The following is a 21330-nucleotide window of genomic DNA, read 5'->3' as shown; positions in this document are numbered from 1 at the left end:
TGCCACTTTCAGTCATATAGGAACCCGAACAGACGGCGGGTTAAAGGATCTGGAGGCTCGGGGACATAGTCCTCAACACCAATTCAGTCCAGTTGGACTGGTATTGATCAGTCCAACTAAAGGCAAACAGGGAGGACCCCATGACGCAGCGCTCGTCCACCGCCGGCGCCTCACAACCCGCCGACGCCCCGCACCGCATCGAGCACCCGCCCCAGCGAGGTCACCACCAGCGGCGCCCCGGCCCGGCGCAATCGTTTCGCCCGCCGGGCGTCTCGCGCATATCCCAGGAAAGGGACGCCCGCTCGCTGAGCGGCATCCCAGTCCGTGGCGGTGTCACCGATCATCAGCGCGGCCGCGGGGCGCGAGCCCAGGGAGTCCAGGGCCTGGTGGAGGCAGTACGGGTCCGGCTTCAGCAGATCCAGATCGGTGGTGCGGCCGTGGATGTGGGGGGCGAAGCAGTCGAGGAGTCCCCGTGCGGCCAGGTAGCGCTCCACCGCGCGCGGGGAGTTGTTGGTCGTTATGGCCAACCCCCTGCCGCCGAGCCGCCAGGCCCGTATCAGCTCGTCGGCGTACGGGGTAGGCGTGGCGCTCACCGCAGCGCCTGTCTCCTCCCTGGTCAGCCGCTCCTCCAGCTCACCGACCAGCCCGCTGCCCGGGCGCAGTTCGCTCACGATCTTCAGAACGCGATGCGGGTCTCTGGAGGCCTGCACGCGGAGCCCTCGCGCCTTCGCGAGGCGCTTCATCCTGCGCGCCACTCCGGGCGCGCTGTGGTGGGCGAAGAGGCGGCAGACAGGGCCGTCGAAGTCGAAGAGCACGCATTCAGCTTTCGCGATCAAACCCGTCAGGTCCTCGATCACGGTCGCCGCCAACGACAAGTTCGTAAGATTTCAGGGGTCATCAGGACAGTTTCAGCTCCGAAGTGATCGTATTCCAGACGCCGTCGAACCACCGTTGCGACCGTTCCACGAAGGCGGCGTCCCGCGACCCCCCGCTGCGCAGGTACTGGAACAGCATCGACTGGTTGCCCAACGAGTCGTAGATCTCGACCGACGTGTCGGCGATCTCTTGTTCGCGCGCGGTGATGTCGTAATAACCGAACAGTGCTTCGGAGCCGTTGAGCAGGTACAGCTTGATCGGGGAGGTCAGCGGGAGCGCCTGGAACTCGATACGGACGTCGATCCCCTCGATGATGTGCAGCGCCTCCAGGTTGTTGTGCAGGACCAGCCCTTGCGTATTGCGCTGCCTCAGCCAGCGCTCATGGACCAGTTGGTCGCCGTCCGCCGAGCGGTGCACCGGCCGGGGAAAGGCCAGATTGATCCCCCGGTCCGGCAGCAGGATGCGGAAGTGGACCGAGTCCGGGCGGAACGCGCCCGCGTGGATCGCGCCCAGCGGTTCCCCCAGCGCCAGGTTGAGCGTCTCCGTCGTCAGGCACACCGCGTCGATCCGCACCTCCTTCGCGCGGAACGCCTCCGCCACCCGGGGGCTGAGGACCGCCGCCGTCCGCTTGGGCTCCTCGTCCGCCGGGCGGGAGGCGGCCGGTACGGCGCTGGCGATCTTCGCCGGGGCGCCCTTGCGGCCCTCGGTGATCAGGCCCTCGCCGTGCAGCTGCTGCAGGGCCTGGCGCACCACCGTCCGCTCCACGCCGTAGTGCTCCACCAGCCAGGCCTGGGTGGGCAGTTTGGCGCCGACCTTGAGCTCACCCGCGCGGATCCGGGCCCGCAGGGAGGCCGCCACGTCGTCGGACGTGCGCCTGGCGTCCCCGCCGTCCGTCACCTCAGGTTCCGAAGTCACATCTGAACGCTACAACTATCCGACAGCAATGGGGAGTTGTCCGTGAGTTGGTTTATGGGTCTTCAGGTAGCGGGACAACTTCACCAAGTTGTCCGCCAACTTGGTGAAGTTCTACGGGGAGGGACTCCATGCCTCTGATCGCGCTCATAGTCGCCTTAGCCCTCGTCGCCTCCGAGAAGCTCGTCCACCACAAGCTCGGGGCCATCGGCACCGTGGGGATCGTGGTGCTGACCGTCGGCGTCCAGACCCACGACAGCACCTTCACCGTCATCGGCGCGGCCGCGATCCTGGCCGCACTGATCCCGCAGGCGGACAAGTGAGTGCCGTCCCCCCGCCCGGCCTCAGAACATGTCCGGGCACCAAGCCCGCCGCGACGTCCGCAAGAGGGCGTCCGCCCGGGCCGCTGCCCCCGCCGTCTCCTCGGCGGCCAGGCCCAGCGCGGCCAGTCGTACCGCCGACTCGTCGCCCAGATACAGCGTCCCCAACTCCCGTACGTCCAGAGCCAGATCAGCCCGCTCGGCCGTCGGCGCGCACACCGCGCCCGACGCGTCCGCGTCCAGGCGGTAGCGGCCCGACGCCAGGCCGGACGCGTCCGTGACCTCCAGGACCAGGGTGCCCGAGGACGCGTACGTACGCGCTTCAAGGGCTCGTACGACGTCGAGGACCCGCAGCCACAGGAAGTCCGCGTGCGTCACCATCCGGGCCGCGCGCGGGTCCGGGAGGAGCAGCGGGAGCAGGTCGTCGGGGGCGCGGTAGCCGGTGCGGACCTTCGTTATCCAGTCGACCGAGCAGATGAAGTGCCACAGCGCGCGCTCGGCGGCCGGGGTCAGCCCGAGCAGGCCGCGCACCGTCGCCGTGTTCAGCGGCTGCTTGGCGTCCGTCCACGTCTCGTCCGCGTGGTACGCCGCCAGGCCCTCCACCTCGCCCGCAGCCGACCGGTACACCGCCCAGAACGGCTCGGTCCACGGCTGGTCGTCCCGCCGGACCGCGCCCGTGTTCAGGTCCCACCAGCGCGCGTTCCGGCTCACCGCGCCCGGCTGGCCGGCCCGGAAGCGCTCGAAGAGGTCGGGGCCCAGCTTGCGTACGTCCTCGGAGTCGGCCAGCTCGATGCGGGCGCCGTCCTGCGGGCCCGACCAGCGCGGGTCCAGGCCCGACCGGCCGGTGTCGACCTCCCACTCGGCGGTCCAGGTGGCGGGGCCGAACCCGTACCGCCCGTAGATCGGGTACTCGGCGGCGATCAGCGTCGCCGCCACCTCGCCGCGCTTCTTCGCCGCCGCCAGGTCGTTCGCCATCATCTTGCTGAGCAGGCCGCGCCTGCGGTGCGTCGGGGAGACCGTGACGTTGGTGACCGCGCTGGTGGGGACGGCCGCGCCGCCCACCACCGTCAGCTCCTGCGCGAACGAGCGGAAGGTCGCCACGCACCGGCCGTTGTCGAACACGCCCTGCGTACGCGCCAGATCGCTGTTGGCGAGACGGTTCACCAGGTCGTTCTCGCCCACCACCGGCGGCCGCAGGAAGCCGGTGCTGACGGCCTTGAGCCAGTCGCCGAACTCGGCTTCGGAGACGGTACGGAGGTCGAGGGCAGGGGTGGCGGAGGCGGCGTCGTGGCGGCTCGGGCTCATACCGCCACGCTAGGCACGCCCCCGCCCGGCTGTCGCCCCAATTTCCCCGGCCCCACGGCAGCCCCTCAGAACGCCGCCCGGACCTCCCCCACCCGCTCCGCCCCGCCCAGCAGCGGCGCGCTGCCGATGCGGTCGACCACCGGTGCGTCCACGCCGAGCAGGCGCAGCGCGCGGGCCAGGACCGGGCCGAGGGCGCGCGCGGCACCGTCGTCGACCTTGAAGGCGAGCGCGCGGCCGTCCGGCAGCGCCACCGCCTGCACCGCCTCCGCGCCCATCTTCGACAGCACCCCGGGCACCTCGCGCATCAGCCAGGTGTCGGGGCGGCGGGTGCCCGCCACGTACTCGGGGTGCGCGCGCATCGCGTCCGCCACCCGGCGCTCCGGCGTGCCGGGCTCGGCGAGCACGAACGTACGGAACGCCCGCGCCAGACCCGTCAGGCTGATCGCCATCAGGGGCGCCCCGCAGCCGTCGGTGCCGACCGTCGCGACCGGCTCGCCCGCCGCCGCCTCCACGCCGTCGTGGACCAGCCGCTGGAGCGGGTGGGCCGGGTCGAGGTAGGTCGCCTCGTCCCAGCCGTTGAGGCGGCAGGCGGCGAGCATGGCCGCGTGCTTGCCGGAGCAGTTCATGGTGACCCGGTCGCGGACGTGGCCGGCCGCCAGGTACGTCTCGGCCTCGGCCGGGTCCAGCGGCAGGTCGGGCGGGGTCTGGAGGTCGGCCGGGGTCAGCCCGTGCTCGGTGAGCATCTTGCGGACGAGGTCGAGGTGGAAGCCCTCGCCCGAGTGGCTGGCGGCGGCCAGCGCGAGGCGCTCCCCGGAGAGGTCGAGCCCGGCCCGCAGCACGGCGGCGGCCTGCATGGGCTTGTTGCTGGAGCGCGGGAAGACGGGCGCGGCCGGGTCGCCGAGCGCCAGCTCCACACTGCCGTCGGCCGCCAGCACCACCAGCGAGCCCCGATGATGGCCCTCGACGAAACCGGAACGTACGACTTCGGCGAGGACCGGGGGTATGACGGTGTCGGTGGTCATGGCGGGGCCTTCCAGGCATGGACCCGCCTCGTAACCTCGAAGTGACCTTCGAATCAGTGGTCAGATGAGCAGGTCGTCTACTTGTGCTTCGCCTTCACGGTACCTGCGGGCGATCTCCGCACTGCAATCGTCGGCCGTCCGCTGGAGGTGCTGGCGGCGCCGCGAGACCTGCTGCTCGTAGCGGATCAGCCGCCCCATCGCGGTGTGCAGCTCGTCGTCCGTACGGGCGTCGAGGTCGGAGAGCTGGACCTCCGCGTCCATCTCGGCCGCGAGCCGCCGGTACTCGGCGCTGCGCGGCGTGGAGAGCGTCACGTGGCGGGCGGAGGCGCGGTGCGGCGACGGCGCGTCCGCCAGGATCTCGGAGAGCCGCTCCACGACGGGCGTGTGCGGTCCGGTGCGCCGGGCCAGCTCGGCCCGCAGGATGTCGATGCGCCCGTGCAGCAGCCGCCGCACATAGCTGAGGTCGGCCTCGTCGCTCTGCGACCGGCGCCGCAGCGTCCGCAGCTCCGGCAGCCGCAACCCGGTCAGGTCATGGTCCTTCGGTACGGGCAGATGGTCACCGGCACGCTGTACGGGCGGTCTGGAGACGGCCGCCCGCGCGGCCGACGGACTCGTCCGGGTCAGCGAAACGGGGCCGGGCGGGTGCTGCCCGGCGCCAGGAGTGCTCATGCGTCTTACCGTCCCCTCGACCGGTGCGGGATAGGGCGCACCGCCTGGCAGCATCGTGCCACTCCCGGTGGCGCATATGCAGACGCACACCACCCGTTCGGCCCCCGTCGGACCGGATTGGTGCGTGGAATAGGTTGGGTCCCATGCGAGCGGTGGTACAGCGGGTCGACGGCGCGAGCGTCGTGGTGGCGGGCGAGACGGTCGGCGAGATCACCGGCGAGGGCCTGTGCGTCCTGGTCGGGGTCACGCACGGGGACACCCCGGAGAAGGCCGCGCAGCTGGCCCGGAAGCTGTGGTCGGTGCGGATCCTGGAGGGCGAGAAGTCCTGCTCGGACGTGAACGCCCCGCTCCTGGTGATCTCCCAGTTCACCCTCTACGGCGACGCCCGCAAGGGCCGCCGCCCCACCTGGAACGCGGCGGCCCCCGGCGAGGTGGCCGAGCCCCTGGTGGACGAGGTGGTGGCTCAGCTGCGGGCGCTGGGGGCGAGGGTGGAGACGGGCCGCTTCGGAGCGGACATGCGGGTGTCCTTGACGAACCATGGCCCGTTCACGGTGCTGCTGGACCTGTAGGCGGTTCGGCTGCGGACCGTGCTGGGTTGCTCGCGCAGTTCCCCGCGCCCCTTAGTGGCTGGGCCGATGCACAGGTTCGGCCACGCCCGGCATTTGAGGGGCGCGGGGAACTGCGCGACCAGCCCCCACCGGGCCGCAGCCGAACGACCGCGCAGAGCCGGAGGCTACGGCTCGACCACGACCTCCTGAGCCGCCGCGGTCCCACCCGCCAGCAGCTCCGCATCCACCGCCACATTCCGCTTCACCAGCGCCAGCGCGATCGGCCCCAGCTCGTGGTGGCGGGCCGACGTCGTGATGAAGCCGATCTGGCGGCCCTCGTCCCCGTCCGCCGCCACCCGCAGCGGCGTCCCGTGCGCCGGCAGCAGCACCTCGCTGCCGTCCAGGTGCAGGAAGACCAGCCGGCGCGGCGGCTTCCCCAGGTTGTGGACGCGCGCGACCGTCTCCTGGCCCCGGTAGCAGCCCTTCTGGAGGTGCACGGCGGTGCCGATCCAGCCCAGCTCGTGCGGGATGGTGCGGTGGTCGGTCTCCAGGCCGAGCCGCGGCCGGTGCGCCTCGACCCGCAGCGCCTCGTACGCCAGGATCCCGATCGCGGGCCCGTGCGAGGCGGCGAACGCCTCCAGCTCCTCGCGCGGCAGGAACAGGTCCCGCCCGTGCGAGGCCTCCCGTACCACCGTGCCCGAGGGCACCTCGGCGATCGACCCGGCGGGCAGGTGCACCACCGCGAAGTCCGCGGTGCGGTCCGCGACTTCGACGCGGTAGAAGAACTTCATCGACTCCAGGTACGCGACGAGGTCGTCCTGCGTACCGGGCTCGACGTGCGCCCACACCGTCGTACCGTCGTCGACGAGATAGAGCGCGTGCTCGATGTGGCCGTGGGCGGAGAGGATCAGCGCCTCGGTGGCGAGGCCCGGCGGCAGGTCGCTGACGTGCTGGGTCAGCAGCAGGTGCAGCCAGCTCAGCCGGTCGTCGCCGGTGACGGTGACGACACCGCGGTGCGAGAGGTCGACGAGGCCGGTGCCGTCGGCGAGGGCGCGCTGCTCGCGGAACAGGTCGCCGTAGTGCGCGGCGACACCGTCGTCGGGCCCCTCGGCGGGGACGGCGCCGGGCAGGGACAGCAGAGGGCTCTTCATGCAGGCAAGCCTACGACGCGGCACTCGAAGCGTTACTTGGCATTGCTTGAGGCATCGCTTGAGGCGTTCTTGGCGCACTTCTGGCACTGGCCGAAGATCGCGAAGTGCTTCATGTCGGTCGTGAAGCCGAACGTCGAGCAGAGCTTGGCGGTGAACTCCGCCGCCACGTCCACATCCGCCTCGATCACCGACGTACAGTCCCGGCAGACCAGGTGGATGTGGTGATGGCGGTCCGCCAGGTGGTACGTCGGGGCGCCGTGGCCCAGATGGGCGTGCGAGACCAGACCCAGCTCCTCCAGGAGCTCCAGGGTCCGGTACACGGTGGAGATGTTCACGCCGCCCGCCGTCTTCCTCACCTCGGTGAGGATGTCGTCGGGCGTCGCGTGTTCCAGTACGTCGACGGCCTCCAGCACGAGCTGGCGCTGGGGGGTCAGCCGGTACCCGCGCTTGCGGAGGTCGCTCTGCCAGTCGGTGGTCACCACACGCCCAGTGTAGGAGCCACCCCGGGATTACCGGCTCCGCGAACGGATCTCCCTGAAACGGATCTCCTACTTGAAGAAGGCGATCCCGTCGTCCGGCAGGTCACCCAGGCCCCGGGCCATCGCCGCGACCTCTTCGGGCGTGACGACCTTCTTGAGGTGCGCGGACATGTACGGACGGAGCTCGACCTCGGGGGTGGCCTTCTCGCCGACCCACATCAGGTCGCTCTTCACGTATCCGTAAAGACGCTTGCCGCCGGTGTACGGACCGGAGGCGGCGGTGCGCGCCACGGCGTCCGTCACCAGGTCGATCTGCGGCTTCTGGTCGGCGAGCTCGCCGTACCAGATCTCGACGACGCCCTGGTCGCGGACCATGACGACCTCGACCTTGCGGTCCTTGTCGATGCGCCAGAAGCCGGACTCGCTCTCCAGCGGCTTCACCTTGTTGCCCTCGGCGTCGAGGATCCAGGAGTGCGACACGTACTCCAGGAAGTCCCGGCCGTCGTGGCTGAAGGTGACGGACTGGCCGAAATTGGCCTTCTCGGCGCCCGGGAAGTCGGTGACGCCCGCGCCCTCCCACGTGCCGAGGAGGAACGCGAGGGGGACGAGGTCCGGGTTCAGGTCGGACGGGATCTCGATCATGAGGCTTCGATCAGTCTTTCGTTACGTCTGCGGCTGGGGCGCGGTTCAGCGCTGGCCCTGGTACAGCTTCTTCACGGCCAGACCGGCGAAGGCGAGGACACCGACGCAGACCAGGACCAGCAGGGTTTCGAAGAAAGCCTCAAGCACGGGGTGCTCCTCGGATGAGCGTGTGGGCAGTAAAGGGCCGTACCCCAGCCTAATGGGTTGAGCCACGGCCTTCTCTGTGAGGTGCGCCGCCGGGCGGTGCGGCGTCGCGCATTACAGTCGGCACATGGCCAAGAAGCTCGTGATCAAGGTGACCGCCGGGGCCGACGCCCCCGAGCGGTGTTCGCAGGCGTTCACCGTGGCGGCGGTCGCCGTCGCCAGCGGGGTCGAGGTCTCGCTCTGGCTGACCGGCGAGTCGTCGTGGTTCGCCCTGCCGGGCCGGGCCGCCGAGTTCGAACTGCCGCACGCGGCACCGCTGCCGGACCTGATCGACGGGATCCTCGCGGGCGGCGGCACGATCACCGTGTGCACGCAGTGCGCGGCCCGCCGCGACATCACCGAGAAGGACCTGATCGAGGGCGCGCGGATCGCGGGGGCGCAGGTGTTCGTCCAGGAGGCGATGGCGGAGGAGACGCAGGCGCTCGTCTACTGAGGGCGCTGCGCGCCCCTCAGTACTTCTTCTTGCCGTCGAGCTCGTCCCACCACTCGTCCGACTTCGGGTCCCCGGACGGATCGTCCCACCAGCGGTCGTCCGGGCCACGCCGGTTCGCCACCATCGCCGCGACCGGCGGGATCACCATCGCGACCACACACATGGCGACCGCGGCCGGAACCGACCACAGCCGCACGAAACCCCAGGCGGACACGAACAGCACCAGGCATCCGCCCATCAGCCAGAAGTACTCGCGCCGACGCCGGGCCAACATAAGTCCAGCGTACGACCGTGCACGCCGGGCGGAAACGGCCGTGGCCGACCCGAAGGGCCGCACCCGGTCCAGGAAGCGTCCAACCGTTCCTACGCACTGGATATGAGCGGATCCTGAACCCAGGTCCGCCCCTCAGTGGCCCGCCCCGAACGGTCGTGAGCGGACTGGACCCGTGCCTCCAGCCGTCGGCGAGGTGCATCACGTGCACCGTCCTCCGACCGGGGGCGGGCCCTGGGTGCGCGGTGAGGGCCGGGCGGGATGCGGAACACGGGCGGGCGATGGTCCTCCGTACCGGCCCCGCCACGCGCGTTCGCGCGCTGCGGGACGGCTTCCGTCGTCCTGCGGGGCACGGTCTTCTCTGCCCTGCGCCGCGCACCCAGCCACTGGCCGCGCCTCCCGATCACGACGGCCGAAGCGTCGTGCCGGGACGTCTTGTGTCTCGTGGTGCTGATGGGCCGCCGCCAGTGTTGAGCGCCCCAGCGGCTCGTGTACGCGGGATCCACGACGATCACCGCGAGCCCAGCCCTGTGGACCATGGCCACCAAGCGGGCCACGAACCGGGCCGTCGGCATCCCTGCCACCAGCCATCGGAACCTCCGGCCGCTCCGCCCCTTCCAGCCGCAGCTCTCACGGTCGGTCGTGAAGCCGAGGTCCTCGACGACCAGGGCAGTCGCTCCGCGCTGCCGTGCCAAGCGGATCAGCTCACTGCAGGCATGCCGGACCTGGGCGTCCCGATGCGTCGCCCGGCCCGTGTAGTCGACGTCGAGCCGGTCCGGGCGTCCGACCGGATTGCCGTGCCGGTCCAGCCGCCAGGCAGCGAGATGGTCGACGTTGTGGTCGGCTCCCAGCACTCCTCCGGCCAGTGCCCCCGTGAGGAGACCTCCATCGCCCAAGCTCTCGGAGAGCTCGGGCCTCCCTGGAGTGAAGGACGCCGTCAGATAGCACCGGCCGTTCTCGAACCGGACCGTGTAGCCGACCGAACGCCGGGCATCGATGTGCGCCCGCCACTCGGCCTCGCGATAGGCGAAACGCACCCGGGCATCGAGACGGTAGCGACCGAACCGGTCGCAATGAGCGCCGTACCGAGCCGATCGACCGGCTTCGGGCAAATGCATCCGGCTGCGCAGCAAGTCTTTGCCGCCACGCACCACACGAACCCGACCAGCCGCCCGATCGGCAGCGCGACGAAGTCAGCGCGGTGAGCTCCCGCTTACGGCGGGCGAAGTCCTCACGGGTGTGTCCGGTCCCCAGCGCGACCCGTCCGGCCAGGTCCCGTGCCGCCAACCGGGACAAGAGCGCGCCCAGTTCACGCAGGACGGCCTCGTCACGCGCCGACAGACGCAAGCGGGTCTTGATGGTCAATGCCCCTGAGGGCACGACGAGCCGGGGCGGGGTCAGTACGCGCAGGCCCGATGCGGAACGAGCCGCCATGTTCCCCACCCCCGGTCGTCGAGTCCGTCGAACAACTCAACGAGCCACAGGCGATCAGGTCACCCATCCGGCCGAAGAACTTCAGTTCCCGTCGCCTACGCCGGACGGCACGAAGGACCGCACCCGCCATCGAGCGTCCAACCCCAGCGGTGCGGCCCTCCGGCCAGTACATCAATGCCGTCAGACGGCGATCGCGACCTCCGACAGCCCGCCCGTCTGGGCGACCACCGTGCGGTCCGCCGTGCCGCCCGGGACCAGGGCCCGGACGGTCCACGTGCCCTCGGCCGCGTAGAAGCGGAACTGGCCCGTCGCCGAGGTCGGGACCTCGGCGGTGAACTCGCCGGTCGAGTCCAGGAGGCGGACGTAGCCGACCACCGGCTCGCCGTCCTTCGTCACCTGGCCCTGGATCGTCGTCTCACCGGGCTTGATCGTCGAGGCGTCGGGGCCGCCTGCCTTCGCTCCACACATGGTTCTTCCTTACGGTTTACGGTCTGGGGGCTGTGCGGGGTTACTTGTTGGCGCCGAGCTCGATCGGCACGCCGACGAGGGAGCCGTACTCGGTCCACGAGCCGTCGTAGTTCTTGACGTTCTCGACGCCGAGCAGCTCGTGCAGCACGAACCACGTCAGGGCCGAGCGCTCGCCGATGCGGCAGTACGCGATGGTGTCCTTGGCCAGATCGACCTGCTCCGCCGCGTACAGCTCCTTCAGGGCGTCGTCCGACTTGAAGGTGCCGTCGTCGTTGGCGTTCTTCGACCACGGGATGTTGCGGGCGGACGGGACGTGGCCCGGGCGCTGCGACTGCTCCTGCGGGAGGTGGGCCGGGGCGAGCAGCTTGCCGCTGAACTCGTCGGGGGAGCGCACGTCGACCAGGTTCTGGGCGCCGATGGCCGCCACCACGTCGTCGCGGAAGGCGCGGATCGCGGTGTTCTGGGGCTTGGCCTTGTACTGCGTGGCCGGGCGGGCGGGCACCTGCGAGCCGTCGACCAGGTCGCGCGAGTCCAGCTCCCACTTCTTGCGGCCGCCGTCGAGCAGCTTGACGGCGTCGTGGCCGTAGAGCTTGAAGTACCAGTAGGCGTACGAGGCGAACCAGTTGTTGTTGCCGCCGTAGAGGACGACGGTGGTGTCGTTCGCGATGCCCTTCGCCGACAGGAGCTTCTCGAAGCCCTCCTGGTCGATGAAGTCACGGCGGACCGGGTCCTGGAGGTCCTTGGTCCAGTCGATCCGGATCGCGTTCTTGATGTGGTTCTTCTCGTACGCCGAGGTGTCCTCGTCGACCTCGACGATGGCGACCTTCGGGTCGTCGATGTGGGCCTCGACCCAGTCGGCGTCTACCAGGACGTCGCTGCGGCTCATGCGGTTCTCCTCCGGGGCAGGTGCGGCGGGTGGTGCGGGGTGCGGGTGCGCTCGCCACGCGAGCGGGCGCGGCGCTGCTTCGGCACGGGGGGTGGCCCTGAATACGCTCAAAGGGCCCGGGGAACACGGGAGTTGCCGTCTCTTCGCAGAGAGGGGCGGGTCCCGCTCAGACGTGGCGACAGAGCATGGCGGCGACGCGGCACAGGTCGACTGCCCGCCGCTTCGTGAGGTCCGCCTGTCGCTTCATGCGTCCGATCGTAGGGACGGACCGGCCACCATGTCACCGGTGTGTCGTATTTTGAGACACGATCATCCGGATCGTGGGACGGAGAGCCCCGGATACTGCCTTTCACCGCCGTGGGGACGACCTCACCCAGCAGACCATCTACGTACCGGACGCAACCGTCTCACGATCCGGCTATCGAGGCCTGTCGGGGGCGCCCCGTCCCCCCTGGGGGCGCGGGGAACTGCGCGACAAGCCCCCACCGACCCGCGGACGAACGACCACGCACCCAGCGCCTACCCCGCGAGGGAAACGTTCGCCCCGGTCCCGGAGAACCGCAGCCCGTCCGGCGTAGCCGTCACCTTGTCCAGCTTGATGCCCCGCGGCAGGCCCTCGATTTTGAGGTCGTAGTCGACCGCCTTGCGCAGCTTCTCGTCGAAGCCCGCCACCGGCAGCTTCGGCAGCTCCTCGGAGCGGACCTTGACGGTCGCGCCGCCGTCCGTGGTGACCGTGCTGTACGCGCTGACCGTGCGGCCCGTGAGCAGCACCTTGAGGCTCGCGGGGACCTGGACGCCCGCGCCCTCCAGCAGGTCGGTGAGCTGCCCGGTCACCTGGACCTGGCCCTTGGCGGCCCGCTCGGGCCCGGCGTAGCCGACCTTGGCGCCCTTGGGCGCGGACTTGGTGAGGTCGGCGTAGGAGATACGGGCCGAGCCGTCCGCCCGTACCGCCGTGGCGGACGAGTAGCTGCTGTCGACCTTCACGTCGTGCAGCTTGGCGCGGACCTCGGTGACGTTGACCGAGTGGCCGTCCGCCGTGGCGGTGACCCCGCCCAGCTTCACGTCGACCTCGTCGAACTCCTTGCCCATCGCCTGGGTGAGGAAGGGGAAGCCGGTGATCGAGACGTCGGGGGTCTCCCTGAGCCCCTGACTGGCCTTGATCTTGTCGGCCACCTTGGACTCGACGACGTTCACCGCGATGCGGTCCGCGGCGACGAAGATGCCGCCGAGGACCACCGCGACGATGAGCCATATCCGGAGTGCGCGCATTGCGTACGAGTCCCCCCACACTGGTCGTTGACGCTGCGAGCCTAACCTCCGGAATTATCCGATCACTCGACCGATCAGATACAAAGCGGGAACAGCCGCGGTGAGCGGCAGCGCCACTCCGGCCGTCATGTGCACGAAACGCGACGGGTAGTCATAACTGGCCACCCGCAGCCCGATCAGCGCGCACACCCCGGCCGCGAGCCCGAGCAGCGCGCCCGGGGAACCCACGTCCGTCAGCTGCCCGACCACGATCCCCGCGCCCGCCGCCGCGAGCAGCGAGACCACGACGGAGACCGGCCCCGGCAGCGGCAGCGCGCGGGCCGGGACGGCGACGGCCACCGCGGCCGCGCCCACCGCCACCGCGTGCGGGATCGCCGCGAGGTAGCCGGCGGCCAGGATCGCGAGCGCCGCCGAGGCCACGGTCGCCATCAGGCCGTACATCCGCTCGTCCGGGTCCGCGTGGCTGCGCAGCTGGAGCACCAGCGTCAGCAGCACCCACACCCCGAGCGTGCCCAGGATCGCCGCGGGCGCGTGCTCGTCGCCGACGGCGAGCAGCGCCGCGTCCGCGACCAGGCCGCCCAGGAAGGCGAGCGCGATGCCCTGCCGGGCGGGCCACATCCCGTTGAGCCGGAACCAGCCCGCGGCCGTGACGGCCTGGAGCAGCACCAGCGGCACGACCAGCGCGTACTGCCCGAGGCCGGACGCGGCCGCGAGCAGCAGGCCGAGGACGGCGGTGAGCGCGGCGGGCTGCATCCCGGGCGCGATGATCGGCGAGCGCCCCTCGGCGCGGGCCCGCTGGGCGTCGGTGACCCGGGTGTTGCCGACGGTGGTGGGCGGACTGTAGGCGGGTCCGTCGGCCACCGCGGGCGCGGCGGGCGGTTCGTACGCGGGCGCCTCCGGCGGCAGCGGTACGGACCCGGTCTGCGGCGGCAGGTACGCGGTGTCGGCGGCGGGCTGCGCGTACGCCTGCGCGTACTGCTGCTGCACGGGCTGCTGGATGGGCTGCTGGACCGGCTGCGGCTGGACGGGCTGCGGCTGGATCGTGGGCTGGTACTGGGTGTCCCAGGTCTGGCCCTCCCACGTCTGCGTGTACTGCTGCTGCTCCTGGTACGACGCGTCGTGCGGGAACTGCTGCTGCGCGGGCTGCTGCGGCTGCTGGTGCTGGAGCGGCTGCTGCTGAACCGGCTGCCCGTACTGGTCGTACTGCTGGTGCTGCTGGTGCTGCTGGTGCTGCTGGTGCTGCTGGTGCTGCTGGTACGCGTCGTACTGCTGCTGGTACTGCTGGACCGGCTGCCCGTACTGGTCGAAGCGCGGATACGGCTCGTCGTACGGCTGCTGGTACTGCTGATCGCTCATGACGTGGGGGTCACCCTCCTGCGAACGGCGGGAGCACCTCGACCGTGCCGCCCTCGGCAAGCCGTACGGTCTCATGCTCGCGCGTCCCGACGGGGTCACCGTCGACCAGGAACGAGCACCTGAGCAGTACGCGGGTCAGCTCGCCGGGGTGGCGCTCGCGCACCGCGTCGAGCGCCTCGGCCAGCGTGGCCGCCGCGTACGGCTCCTCGGCCACACCGGCTGCGGACTTGGCCGCGGCCCAGAAGCGGATGGTTCCCGCTGCCATGGCGACCCTCCTTTCGTCGTCCCCCATGATGGGCTACGCCACCGACAGCCACCGCGCGATCCGGCGCAGCAGCTCCTCGCCGGCCGCGTTCTCCGCGTGCCCCATGCCCTCCTCCAGCCACAACCGCGCAGGTCCGGCGGCTGCCAGCATCCTGGGGTGGTCGAGCGGGAAGTACGGGTCGCGGTCGCCGTGGACGATCAGGAGCGGGGTCGGCGCGATCAGCGGGACCGCCTCGACCGGGGAGAGCGGCACCGGGCTCCACTCCTTGGAGTCGATCCGGGTGGCGAAGCCGAGCCGCCCGACCAGGCGCCCGGCGGGCCGGGTCACCAGCCAGTGCAGCCGCCGCATGGGGGCGGTCCCCCGGTAGTACCAACGGGCCGGCGCACTGACGGAGACGACGGCATCCGTCCGCGCCTCCGTGAGCCCCTTGTGCATCGCCGCGTGCCGCAGGACCACCGAGCCGCCCATCGAGAACCCGACGGTGACCACGCGCGCGTAGCCGAGTGATCTCGCCCACTCCACGGCCGCCGCCAGGTCGAGCACCTCGCGGTCGCCGACCGTGGAGCGCCCGCCGGAGCCGCCGTGGCCCCGGAACGAGAACGTGACCACGCCCGCGTACTGGGCGAACACCCCAGCCGCCCGCCGCACCGCGGGCCGGGCCGCCGACCCCGTGAAGCCGTGCGCGACCACGACCGCGGTGTCCGTCGGGCCCGCCGTGCAGGGGTCGTGGAAAGCCTCCACCGTCACGCCGTCCGAGGTGCGAAGAGTTGCGCGCCGCGGTCCCCTGGTGATCGAGGAAACATCCACAGTGTGAAATCGGCCCTCTGCCCCGGAACTCATGTGGGCTATTCTGCTGGGCAGAGGATCCGGGCAGCGCAGCCCCCGGGTCCTTTTGCGTTTCCTGGTCGTTGTTACGAGCAGGTGAACAAAGGCTCTCGGGGCGCGGGAGCCGGTAGCGAAAGCAGTGCCGTAAACGCCCCCAAGCTCTTAAGGAGCAGGGGGGACCCCCTCCGCAGGGACCGAGGAGGAACCGACGTTATGGGCGAGCAGACCGTGCACGATCATCCGAAGAAACCGACGACGACCTTGGCAGGTGGGGCGCGATGAGCTCTCTACTGCTCCTCACCAACGCCCTCCAGCCGTCGACGGAGGTGCTTCCGGCGCTCGGCCTGCTGCTGCACAACGTGCGGGTGGCCCCCGCCGAGGGCCCGGCCCTGGTGGATACCCCCGGTGCCGACGTGATCCTCGTCGACGGCCGCCGCGACCTGCCGCAGGTCCGCTCGCTCTGCCAGCTGCTGCGCTCCACCGGACCCGGCTGTCCGCTGATCCTGGTGGTCACCGAGGGCGGTCTGGCCGCCGTCACCGCCGACTGGGGCATCGACGACGTGCTCCTGGACACCGCGGGTCCCGCGGAGGTCGAGGCGCGGCTGCGGCTCGCGATGGGCCGCCAGCAGATCACCTCGGACGACTCCCCCATGGAGATCCGCAACGGCGACCTCTCCGTGGACGAGGCGACGTACAGCGCCAAGCTCAAGGGCCGGGTGCTGGATCTCACCTTCAAGGAGTTCGAGCTCCTGAAGTACCTGGCGCAGCACCCCGGCCGGGTCTTCACGCGCGCGCAGCTGCTGCAGGAGGTCTGGGGGTACGACTACTTCGGCGGTACGCGGACGGTCGACGTCCACGTACGGCGGCTGCGGGCGAAGCTGGGCCCCGAGCACGAGTCGCTGATCGGCACCGTCCGGAATGTCGGGTACCGGTTCGTCACCCCCGAGAAGGTCGAGCGGGCGGCGGAAGAAGCCAAGGCCAAGGCGGCCGCGGAATCCGTGGCCTCCCCACCGGTCCCGGCCGTCGCGGAGCCGGAGGAAGCCTCCGTACGCCCTGCCCAGAGGTAGGTCACCCCGCGTAGACTCCCGCTCGTGGCCAAGGTGACGCGGGATGATGTGGCGAGACTGGCGGGTACGTCGACCGCGGTCGTCAGCTATGTCATCAACAACGGACCGAGGCCGGTCGCCCCGGCCACGCGCGAGCGGGTACTCGCCGCGATCAAGGAGCTGGGCTACCGGCCCGACCGGGTTGCCCAGGCGATGGCCTCCCGGCGCACGGACCTCATAGGCATGATCGTCCCGGACGCGCGCCAGCCGTTCTTCGCGGAGATGGCGCACGCGGTGGAGCAGGCGGCGGCCGAGCGCGGGAAGATGGTCCTGGTCGGCAACTCCGACTATCTGGACGACCGCGAGGTCCACTATCTGCGGGCGTTCCTCGGTATGCGGGTCGCGGGTCTGATCCTGGTCAGCCAGGGTCCCAGCGAGCGCGCGGCGGCCGAGATCGACGCCTGGGACGCGCGCGTGGTGCTGCTCCACGAACGGCCGGAGGCGATCGACGACGTGGCCGTCGTCACGGACGACATCGGCGGGGCGCAGCTGGCCACGCGCCATCTGTTGGAACACGGTCACGCGTACGTGGCGTGCCTCGGCGGGGTCGAGTCGACCCCGGCGGTCGGCGACCCGGTGGCGGACCACGTGGAGGGCTGGCGGCGGGCGATGCTGGAGTCCGGGCGGTCGGTGGAGGGACGGCTCTTCCAGGCGCCTTACAACCGGTACGACGCGTACCGGGTCGGGCTGGAGATCCTGGGCGGGCCCGAGCGGCCCCCGGCGATCTTCTGCTCCACGGACGACCAGGCGATCGGTGTCCTTCGCGCGGCGCGTGAGCTGCGCATCGACGTGCCGGGTGAGCTGGCGGTCGCGGGCTTCGACGACGTGAAGGAGGCGGGTCTCACGGACCCGCCCCTCACGACGGTCGCCTCCGACCGTCCCGCGATGGCCCGCGCGGCGGTGGACCTGGTCCTGGACGACGCACTGCGGGTGGCGGGCTCCCGCCGGGAACGCCTGAAACAGTTCCCGTCGCGCTTGGTGATCCGCCGCTCGTGCGGCTGCGGATAGCTTTGGCCCGGGGTTTGTCTGCGGACCGTCTGTGGCTGGTCGCGCCCACGCGGCGGAGCCGCAAATGTCACAGTCCCGCGCCCCTGAAAAACCTGCCTTCGTCTGCGGACCGTGCTGGGTTGCTCGCGCAGTTCCCCGCGCCCCTTAGGTAGACCCCCGCCTCCCGTGAGCGAGGTGGCCCCGCACCGGCCGCATGCTTTGAGGGGCGCGGGGAACTGCGCGAGCAACCACGCACGGTCCGCAGGCGGAAAGCTACGCCTCCAGCTCGACCTGGAGCTCGACCTCGACCGGGGCGTCCAGGGGGAGGACCGCGACGCCGACCGCGCTGCGGGCGTGGACGCCCTTGTCGCCCAGGACCGCGCCCAGGAGCTCGCTCGCCCCGTTGATCACGCCCGGCTGGCCGGTGAAGTCGCTCGCCGAGGCAACGAACCCGACGACCTTCACGACGCGCGCGATCCGGTCGAGGTCACCCGCGACCGACTTCACGGCCGCGAGGGCGTTCAGCGCACAGATGCGCGCCGCGTCCTTCGCCTCCTCGGCCGTGACCTCCGCGCCCACCTTGCCGGTCAGCGTGAGCTTGCCCTCGACCATCGGCAGCTGCCCGGCCGTGTACACGTACACACCCGACCGCACGGCCGGCTGGTACGCGGCCAGCGGCGGCACGACCTCCGGCAGCGTCAGGCCGAGCTCGGCCAGCTTCGCCTCAACCGCGCCGCTCATGCCTGCTTCTCCCGCTTCAGGTAGGCCACCAGCTGCTCGGGGTTGTTCGGCCCGGGAACGACCTGGACCAGCTCCCAGCCGTCCTCGCCCCAGGTGTCCAGAATCTGCTTGGTCGCGTGCACGAGAAGGGGCACGGTCGCGTATTCCCACTTGGTCATGGGGCCGACTGTAGCCGCTGCCGGAGGCAGCCTCATGCGTAGGCCGCCGGGCGACTGGTTAGGCTCGACGACGTGAGCAGGCTCCAGGTCGTCAGCGGCAAGGGCGGTACCGGCAAGACCACGGTCGCCGCTGCCCTCGCGCTCGCCCTCGCGACGGAGGGCAAGCGCACGCTCCTCGTCGAGGTCGAGGGCAGACAGGGCATCGCACAGCTCTTCGAGACGGAGGCCCTTCCGTACGAGGAGCGGAAGATCGCCGTGGCGCCGGGCGGCGGGGAGGTGCACGCGCTGGCGATCGACGCCGAGCGGGCCCTGCTCGACTACCTCCAGATGTTCTACAAACTGGGCTCGGCGGGCCGCGCCCTGAAGAAGCTCGGCGCCATCGACTTCGCCACCACCATCGCCCCGGGCGTCCGCGACGTCCTGCTGACCGGCAAGGCGTGCGAAGCCGTCAGGCGTAAGGACAAGCAGGGGCGGTACGCGTACGACCATGTGGTCATGGACGCCCCGCCCACCGGGCGGATCACCCGCTTCCTCAACGTCAACGACGAGGTCGCCGGGCTCGCCAAGATCGGCCCGATACACAACCAGGCGCAGGCCGTGATGCGGGTGCTCAAATCCCCCGAGACGGCCGTGCACCTGGTGACGCTCCTGGAGGAGATGCCGGTCCAGGAGACCGCCGACGGGATCGCCGAGCTGCGCGCCGCCGAGCTGCCGACCGGCGCCGTCATCGTGAACATGGTCCGCCCGCACCTGCTCGACGAGGAGGCGGTCCGGGGCGTGACCGGCGACCGGCGCAAGGAGGTCGCCAAGACGCTCACCCGCGCCGGGGTCACCGGCTCGGCGAAGCTGGTCACCCCGCTGCTCCAGGAGGCCGCCGAGCACGCCGAGCGGGTGGAGCTGGAGCGCGAGCAGCGGGCCGTGGTCGCCGAGTTGGGGCTTCCGGCGTACGAACTGCCGCTGATCGGCGAGGGAATGGACCTGGCCGGGCTCTACCGCCTGGCCACACGACTGCGAAGGCTCGGGGTGGGCAAGTGAGCGGGGAAGTGGGCGGGGACGTGACCATGGACGCGGCCGCGCCGCTCGACATCGACCCCCTGCTCGACGACCCGAAGACGCGGATCGTGGTGTGCTGCGGCTCCGGCGGGGTGGGCAAGACCACGACGGCGGCGGCGCTCGGACTGCGGGCCGCCGAGCGCGGCCGCAAGGTGGTCGTGCTGACCATCGACCCGGCGCGCCGGCTCGCCCAGTCGATGGGCATCGACTCCCTCGACAACACCCCGCGCCGGGTCAAGGACGTCGAGGGCGACGGCGAGCTGCACGCCATGATGCTCGACATGAAGCGGACCTTCGACGAGATCGTCGAGGCGCACGCGGACCCCGAGCGCGCCCGGGCGATCCTCTCCAACCCCTTCTACCAGTCCCTGTCGGCCGGCTTCGCGGGCACGCAGGAGTACATGGCGATGGAGAAGCTGGGCCAGCTGCGGGCCCGCGACGAGTGGGACCTGATCGTCGTGGACACCCCGCCGTCGCGCTCGGCGCTCGACTTCCTGGACGCGCCCAAGCGGCTGGGGTCGTTCCTGGACGGCAAGTTCATCCGGCTGCTCATGGCCCCGGCCAAGATGGGCGGCCGGGCCGGGATGAAGTTCCTCAACGTCGGCATGTCGATGATGACCGGCACGCTCGGCAAGCTCCTCGGCGGGCAGCTGCTGCGGGACGTCCAGACGTTCGTGGCGGCGATGGACACGATGTTCGGCGGCTTCCGCACCCGCGCCGACGCCACCTACCGGCTGCTCCAGGCGCCCGGCACGGCCTTCCTCGTGGTCGCGGCGCCGGAGCGGGACGCGCTGCGCGAGGCCGCGTACTTCGTGGAGCGGCTGGCGGCCGACGCGATGCCGCTGGCGGGTCTGGTGCTCAACCGGGTGCACGGCAGCGGCGCGGCCCGGCTGTCGGCCGAGCGGGCGCTCGCGGCGGCGGAGCACCTGGAGGAGGACCGGGGCGACGGCCGTGGGGAAAATCTTGTCGACGGCCGCATTGTCGATCAGGGGTCCGGGAAGGCTGAGGATCGTGGCACCGGTGGTTCCTCTCCCGAAGCTCCCTCCCCCACCGGATCCGAAGCCGGAGCATCCAAAGACGACGCATCCGCAAGCGGCGCACCCGAAGACGGCGTGTCGGTCGACCGGCTGACCGCCGGTCTGCTGCGCCTGCACGCCGAGCGGATGCAGGTGCTCGCCCGCGAACGGCGCACGCGTGACCGCTTCACCGCACTCCACCCCGAAGTCCCGGTGGCCGAAGTGGCCGCCCTGCCCGGCGACGTACACGATCTCGCCGGGCTCCGGGCCATCGGGGAACGGCTCGCGGCCCAGGAAGAGACGGCCGGAGCGCTCTGATACGTCTGGTCACGTGCGTGTCGTACGTGCGCGGGCTTTACCCCACGGCCGCGTACGTCTCGTCCACGGCGTGCCGGTAGGCGTACGCCTCCTCGTCGTCCATGCCCACGGGCAGGATGCCCGTGCTGCGCTCGTACTCCGTGCGCGCCGTCTCCAGGAGACGCCGCCAGGACGTGACGGTGGGCCGGCGGCGCAGCAGTGCGCGGCGCTCCCGTTCCGTCATTCCGCCCCACACGCCGAATTCGACGCGGTTGTCCAGTGCGTCCGCGAGGCACTCGGTCCGCACCGGACATCCGGTGCACACCGCCTTCGCCCTGTTCTGAGCCGCACCCTGTACGAACAGTTCGTCCGGATCGGTAGTGCGGCAGGCTGCCTGCGCACTCCAGTCGGTTACCCAGCCCATGCCGGCGCCGTCCTCTCCCGAATCGAGGCTCCCCCACGGCGGCAGAGGCATATTCACCGCTGCCAGTTGAGGACGTTACGGAAGGTGGGCACAGCGCAACACCCCCTTCGGGCCCAATCTTGAATGGCCCGAACGGACTATGCGTACGCGGCAGATCACCCAACGGAGTGAGCTGGGGACATGTCTGACAAACCCGACCAAGCGGGACGTTCC

At 70.9% G+C, this 21330-nt stretch carries 26 protein-coding genes; 8 read left to right on the top strand and 18 right to left on the bottom strand.

From position 1 onward, the window contains the following. Positions 1–170 precede the first annotated feature (170 nt). Together QIY60_RS14695 and QIY60_RS14690 are read right to left on the bottom strand one after the other, a co-directional pair. A complete protein-coding gene (locus tag QIY60_RS14695) occupies positions 171–869 on the bottom strand; it encodes an HAD family hydrolase (RefSeq protein ID WP_283142844.1) in 699 nt (232 codons plus the stop codon). 28 nt (positions 870–897) lie between these two features. Further along, on the bottom strand, positions 898–1791 hold the full coding sequence (locus QIY60_RS14690) for a GntR family transcriptional regulator (RefSeq protein WP_283142843.1): 894 nt from the start codon (positions 1789–1791) through the stop codon (positions 898–900). Between the two features lie 128 nt (positions 1792–1919). Between QIY60_RS14690 and QIY60_RS14685 the strand changes: the two genes are divergently transcribed. After that, positions 1920–2111: a hypothetical protein gene (locus QIY60_RS14685; protein ID WP_283142842.1), complete on the top strand. Its 192-nt coding sequence runs from the start codon at positions 1920–1922 to the stop codon at positions 2109–2111. Between the two features lie 21 nt (positions 2112–2132). Here QIY60_RS14685 and QIY60_RS14680 read toward each other — a convergent pair whose 3' ends face one another. The 3 genes from QIY60_RS14680 to QIY60_RS14670 all read right to left on the bottom strand — a co-directional run bounded on the left by QIY60_RS14680 (position 2133) and on the right by QIY60_RS14670 (position 5104). Then, on the bottom strand, positions 2133–3413 hold the full coding sequence (locus QIY60_RS14680; protein ID WP_283142841.1) for a GNAT family N-acetyltransferase: 1281 nt from the start codon (positions 3411–3413) through the stop codon (positions 2133–2135). Between the two features lie 65 nt (positions 3414–3478). After that, a complete protein-coding gene (locus QIY60_RS14675; RefSeq protein ID WP_283142840.1) occupies positions 3479–4435 on the bottom strand; it encodes an asparaginase in 957 nt (318 codons plus the stop codon). Positions 4436–4495: 60 nt separating this feature from the next. Then, entirely contained in the window at positions 4496–5104 is a 609-nt protein-coding gene (locus tag QIY60_RS14670) for an ABC transporter substrate-binding protein (protein WP_283142839.1), read from the bottom strand. A 143-nt stretch (positions 5105–5247) separates the two neighbouring features. Between QIY60_RS14670 and dtd the strand changes: the two genes are divergently transcribed. Then, positions 5248–5673, top strand: a complete 426-nt coding sequence (gene dtd, locus QIY60_RS14665; RefSeq protein ID WP_283142838.1) for a D-aminoacyl-tRNA deacylase — start codon at positions 5248–5250, stop codon at positions 5671–5673. Between the two features lie 164 nt (positions 5674–5837). Here the strand turns inward: dtd and QIY60_RS14660 are convergent, their stop codons facing one another. From QIY60_RS14660 to QIY60_RS14650, 3 genes are all read right to left on the bottom strand, one after another. Beyond that, complete coding sequence (locus QIY60_RS14660) at positions 5838–6803, bottom strand: glycine cleavage T C-terminal barrel domain-containing protein (protein ID WP_283142837.1); 966 nt, start codon at positions 6801–6803, stop codon at positions 5838–5840. Positions 6804–6835: 32 nt separating this feature from the next. Beyond that, complete coding sequence (locus QIY60_RS14655) at positions 6836–7285, bottom strand: transcriptional repressor (protein WP_283142836.1); 450 nt, start codon at positions 7283–7285, stop codon at positions 6836–6838. Between the two features lie 66 nt (positions 7286–7351). Beyond that, positions 7352–7924, bottom strand: a complete 573-nt coding sequence (locus tag QIY60_RS14650) for an FABP family protein (RefSeq protein WP_101388959.1) — start codon at positions 7922–7924, stop codon at positions 7352–7354. A 271-nt stretch (positions 7925–8195) separates the two neighbouring features. Between QIY60_RS14650 and QIY60_RS14645 the strand changes: the two genes are divergently transcribed. Then, on the top strand, positions 8196–8561 hold the full coding sequence (locus tag QIY60_RS14645; RefSeq protein WP_283142835.1) for a DsrE family protein: 366 nt from the start codon (positions 8196–8198) through the stop codon (positions 8559–8561). A 16-nt stretch (positions 8562–8577) separates the two neighbouring features. On the opposite strand, the gene QIY60_RS14640 is transcribed toward QIY60_RS14645, so the two are convergent. Next, the gene (locus QIY60_RS14640; RefSeq protein WP_101388965.1) at positions 8578–8835 is read right to left on the bottom strand and encodes a DUF3099 domain-containing protein; all 258 of its coding nucleotides are present in this window, start codon (positions 8833–8835) and stop codon (positions 8578–8580) included. Between the two features lie 713 nt (positions 8836–9548). Here QIY60_RS14640 and QIY60_RS14635 point away from each other — a divergent pair. Next, positions 9549–10037, top strand: a complete 489-nt coding sequence (locus QIY60_RS14635) for a hypothetical protein (protein WP_283142834.1) — start codon at positions 9549–9551, stop codon at positions 10035–10037. A gap of 409 nt (positions 10038–10446) precedes the next feature. Here QIY60_RS14635 and QIY60_RS14630 read toward each other — a convergent pair whose 3' ends face one another. From QIY60_RS14630 to QIY60_RS14605, 6 genes are all read right to left on the bottom strand, one after another. Further along, the gene (locus tag QIY60_RS14630; RefSeq protein WP_190087958.1) at positions 10447–10734 is read right to left on the bottom strand and encodes a DUF1416 domain-containing protein; all 288 of its coding nucleotides are present in this window, start codon (positions 10732–10734) and stop codon (positions 10447–10449) included. Positions 10735–10774: 40 nt separating this feature from the next. Then, the gene (locus QIY60_RS14625; RefSeq protein ID WP_283142833.1) at positions 10775–11620 is read right to left on the bottom strand and encodes a sulfurtransferase; all 846 of its coding nucleotides are present in this window, start codon (positions 11618–11620) and stop codon (positions 10775–10777) included. Between the two features lie 519 nt (positions 11621–12139). After that, complete coding sequence (locus QIY60_RS14620) at positions 12140–12889, bottom strand: DUF2993 domain-containing protein (protein WP_283142832.1); 750 nt, start codon at positions 12887–12889, stop codon at positions 12140–12142. 54 nt (positions 12890–12943) lie between these two features. Continuing rightward, on the bottom strand, positions 12944–14245 hold the full coding sequence (locus QIY60_RS14615) for a hypothetical protein (RefSeq protein WP_283142831.1): 1302 nt from the start codon (positions 14243–14245) through the stop codon (positions 12944–12946). A 10-nt stretch (positions 14246–14255) separates the two neighbouring features. Beyond that, positions 14256–14510: a MoaD/ThiS family protein gene (locus QIY60_RS14610; protein ID WP_283142830.1), complete on the bottom strand. Its 255-nt coding sequence runs from the start codon at positions 14508–14510 to the stop codon at positions 14256–14258. A gap of 33 nt (positions 14511–14543) precedes the next feature. Further along, on the bottom strand, positions 14544–15350 hold the full coding sequence (locus tag QIY60_RS14605) for an alpha/beta fold hydrolase (protein WP_283142829.1): 807 nt from the start codon (positions 15348–15350) through the stop codon (positions 14544–14546). Between the two features lie 263 nt (positions 15351–15613). On the opposite strand from QIY60_RS14605, the gene QIY60_RS14600 reads away from it, so the two are divergent. Both QIY60_RS14600 and QIY60_RS14595 read left to right on the top strand, forming a co-directional pair. Next, positions 15614–16402, top strand: a complete 789-nt coding sequence (locus QIY60_RS14600) for a response regulator transcription factor (RefSeq protein WP_283142828.1) — start codon at positions 15614–15616, stop codon at positions 16400–16402. Positions 16403–16426: 24 nt separating this feature from the next. After that, positions 16427–17449 (top strand): LacI family DNA-binding transcriptional regulator, encoded by a 1023-nt coding sequence (locus QIY60_RS14595; RefSeq protein WP_283142827.1) that lies wholly within the window; start codon positions 16427–16429, stop codon positions 17447–17449. Positions 17450–17701: 252 nt separating this feature from the next. On the opposite strand, the gene QIY60_RS14590 is transcribed toward QIY60_RS14595, so the two are convergent. Further along, positions 17702–18169: a RidA family protein gene (locus tag QIY60_RS14590; RefSeq protein WP_283142826.1), complete on the bottom strand. Its 468-nt coding sequence runs from the start codon at positions 18167–18169 to the stop codon at positions 17702–17704. After that, a complete protein-coding gene (locus tag QIY60_RS14585) occupies positions 18166–18327 on the bottom strand; it encodes a DUF4177 domain-containing protein (RefSeq protein WP_003975360.1) in 162 nt (53 codons plus the stop codon). Before QIY60_RS14585 ends, QIY60_RS14590 begins: the two co-directional genes overlap by 4 nt. Before the next feature lie 72 nt (positions 18328–18399). On the opposite strand from QIY60_RS14585, the gene QIY60_RS14580 reads away from it, so the two are divergent. Together QIY60_RS14580 and QIY60_RS14575 are read left to right on the top strand one after the other, a co-directional pair. Next, positions 18400–19362: an ArsA-related P-loop ATPase gene (locus tag QIY60_RS14580; RefSeq protein ID WP_283142825.1), complete on the top strand. Its 963-nt coding sequence runs from the start codon at positions 18400–18402 to the stop codon at positions 19360–19362. Positions 19363–19388: 26 nt separating this feature from the next. Further along, positions 19389–20714, top strand: coding sequence for an ArsA family ATPase (locus QIY60_RS14575; RefSeq protein ID WP_283145927.1), 1326 nt, complete (start codon positions 19389–19391; stop codon positions 20712–20714). Positions 20715–20751: 37 nt separating this feature from the next. On the opposite strand, the gene QIY60_RS14570 is transcribed toward QIY60_RS14575, so the two are convergent. Continuing rightward, positions 20752–21117, bottom strand: coding sequence for a WhiB family transcriptional regulator (locus tag QIY60_RS14570; RefSeq protein ID WP_266981110.1), 366 nt, complete (start codon positions 21115–21117; stop codon positions 20752–20754). Between the last annotated feature and the right edge of the window lie 213 nt (positions 21118–21330).

Origin of the sequence: Streptomyces sp. BPTC-684 (assembly GCF_030028635.1) — a bacterium.
Taxonomy (GTDB): Bacteria; Actinomycetota; Actinomycetes; order Streptomycetales; family Streptomycetaceae; genus Streptomyces; species Streptomyces noboritoensis.
This window is presented reverse-complemented; position numbering and strand designations above follow the sequence as displayed.

Bases quoted from the DNA above. Each gene is read 5' to 3' on its own strand.
- QIY60_RS14685 (WP_283142842.1), top strand. From the start codon at position 1,920: ATGCCTCTGATCGCGCTCATAGTCGCCTTAGCCCTCGTCGCCTCCGAG.
- QIY60_RS14680 (WP_283142841.1), bottom strand. From the start codon at position 3,413: ATGAGCCCGAGCCGCCACGACGCCGCCTCCGCCACCCCTGCCCTCGAC.
- QIY60_RS14675 (WP_283142840.1), bottom strand. From the start codon at position 4,435: ATGACCACCGACACCGTCATACCCCCGGTCCTCGCCGAAGTCGTACGT.
- QIY60_RS14670 (WP_283142839.1), bottom strand. From the start codon at position 5,104: ATGAGCACTCCTGGCGCCGGGCAGCACCCGCCCGGCCCCGTTTCGCTG.
- dtd (WP_283142838.1), top strand. From the start codon at position 5,248: ATGCGAGCGGTGGTACAGCGGGTCGACGGCGCGAGCGTCGTGGTGGCG.
- QIY60_RS14660 (WP_283142837.1), bottom strand. From the start codon at position 6,803: ATGAAGAGCCCTCTGCTGTCCCTGCCCGGCGCCGTCCCCGCCGAGGGG.
- QIY60_RS14650 (WP_101388959.1), bottom strand. From the start codon at position 7,924: ATGATCGAGATCCCGTCCGACCTGAACCCGGACCTCGTCCCCCTCGCG.
- QIY60_RS14645 (WP_283142835.1), top strand. From the start codon at position 8,196: ATGGCCAAGAAGCTCGTGATCAAGGTGACCGCCGGGGCCGACGCCCCC.
- QIY60_RS14640 (WP_101388965.1), bottom strand. From the start codon at position 8,835: ATGTTGGCCCGGCGTCGGCGCGAGTACTTCTGGCTGATGGGCGGATGC.
- QIY60_RS14635 (WP_283142834.1), top strand. From the start codon at position 9,549: ATGCCGGACCTGGGCGTCCCGATGCGTCGCCCGGCCCGTGTAGTCGAC.
- QIY60_RS14630 (WP_190087958.1), bottom strand. From the start codon at position 10,734: ATGTGTGGAGCGAAGGCAGGCGGCCCCGACGCCTCGACGATCAAGCCC.
- QIY60_RS14625 (WP_283142833.1), bottom strand. From the start codon at position 11,620: ATGAGCCGCAGCGACGTCCTGGTAGACGCCGACTGGGTCGAGGCCCAC.
- QIY60_RS14620 (WP_283142832.1), bottom strand. From the start codon at position 12,889: ATGCGCGCACTCCGGATATGGCTCATCGTCGCGGTGGTCCTCGGCGGC.
- QIY60_RS14615 (WP_283142831.1), bottom strand. From the start codon at position 14,245: ATGAGCGATCAGCAGTACCAGCAGCCGTACGACGAGCCGTATCCGCGC.
- QIY60_RS14610 (WP_283142830.1), bottom strand. From the start codon at position 14,510: ATGGCAGCGGGAACCATCCGCTTCTGGGCCGCGGCCAAGTCCGCAGCC.
- QIY60_RS14605 (WP_283142829.1), bottom strand. From the start codon at position 15,350: ATGAGTTCCGGGGCAGAGGGCCGATTTCACACTGTGGATGTTTCCTCG.
- QIY60_RS14600 (WP_283142828.1), top strand. From the start codon at position 15,614: ATGAGCTCTCTACTGCTCCTCACCAACGCCCTCCAGCCGTCGACGGAG.
- QIY60_RS14590 (WP_283142826.1), bottom strand. From the start codon at position 18,169: ATGAGCGGCGCGGTTGAGGCGAAGCTGGCCGAGCTCGGCCTGACGCTG.
- QIY60_RS14585 (WP_003975360.1), bottom strand. From the start codon at position 18,327: ATGACCAAGTGGGAATACGCGACCGTGCCCCTTCTCGTGCACGCGACC.
- QIY60_RS14575 (WP_283145927.1), top strand. From the start codon at position 19,389: ATGGACGCGGCCGCGCCGCTCGACATCGACCCCCTGCTCGACGACCCG.
- QIY60_RS14570 (WP_266981110.1), bottom strand. From the start codon at position 21,117: ATGGGCTGGGTAACCGACTGGAGTGCGCAGGCAGCCTGCCGCACTACC.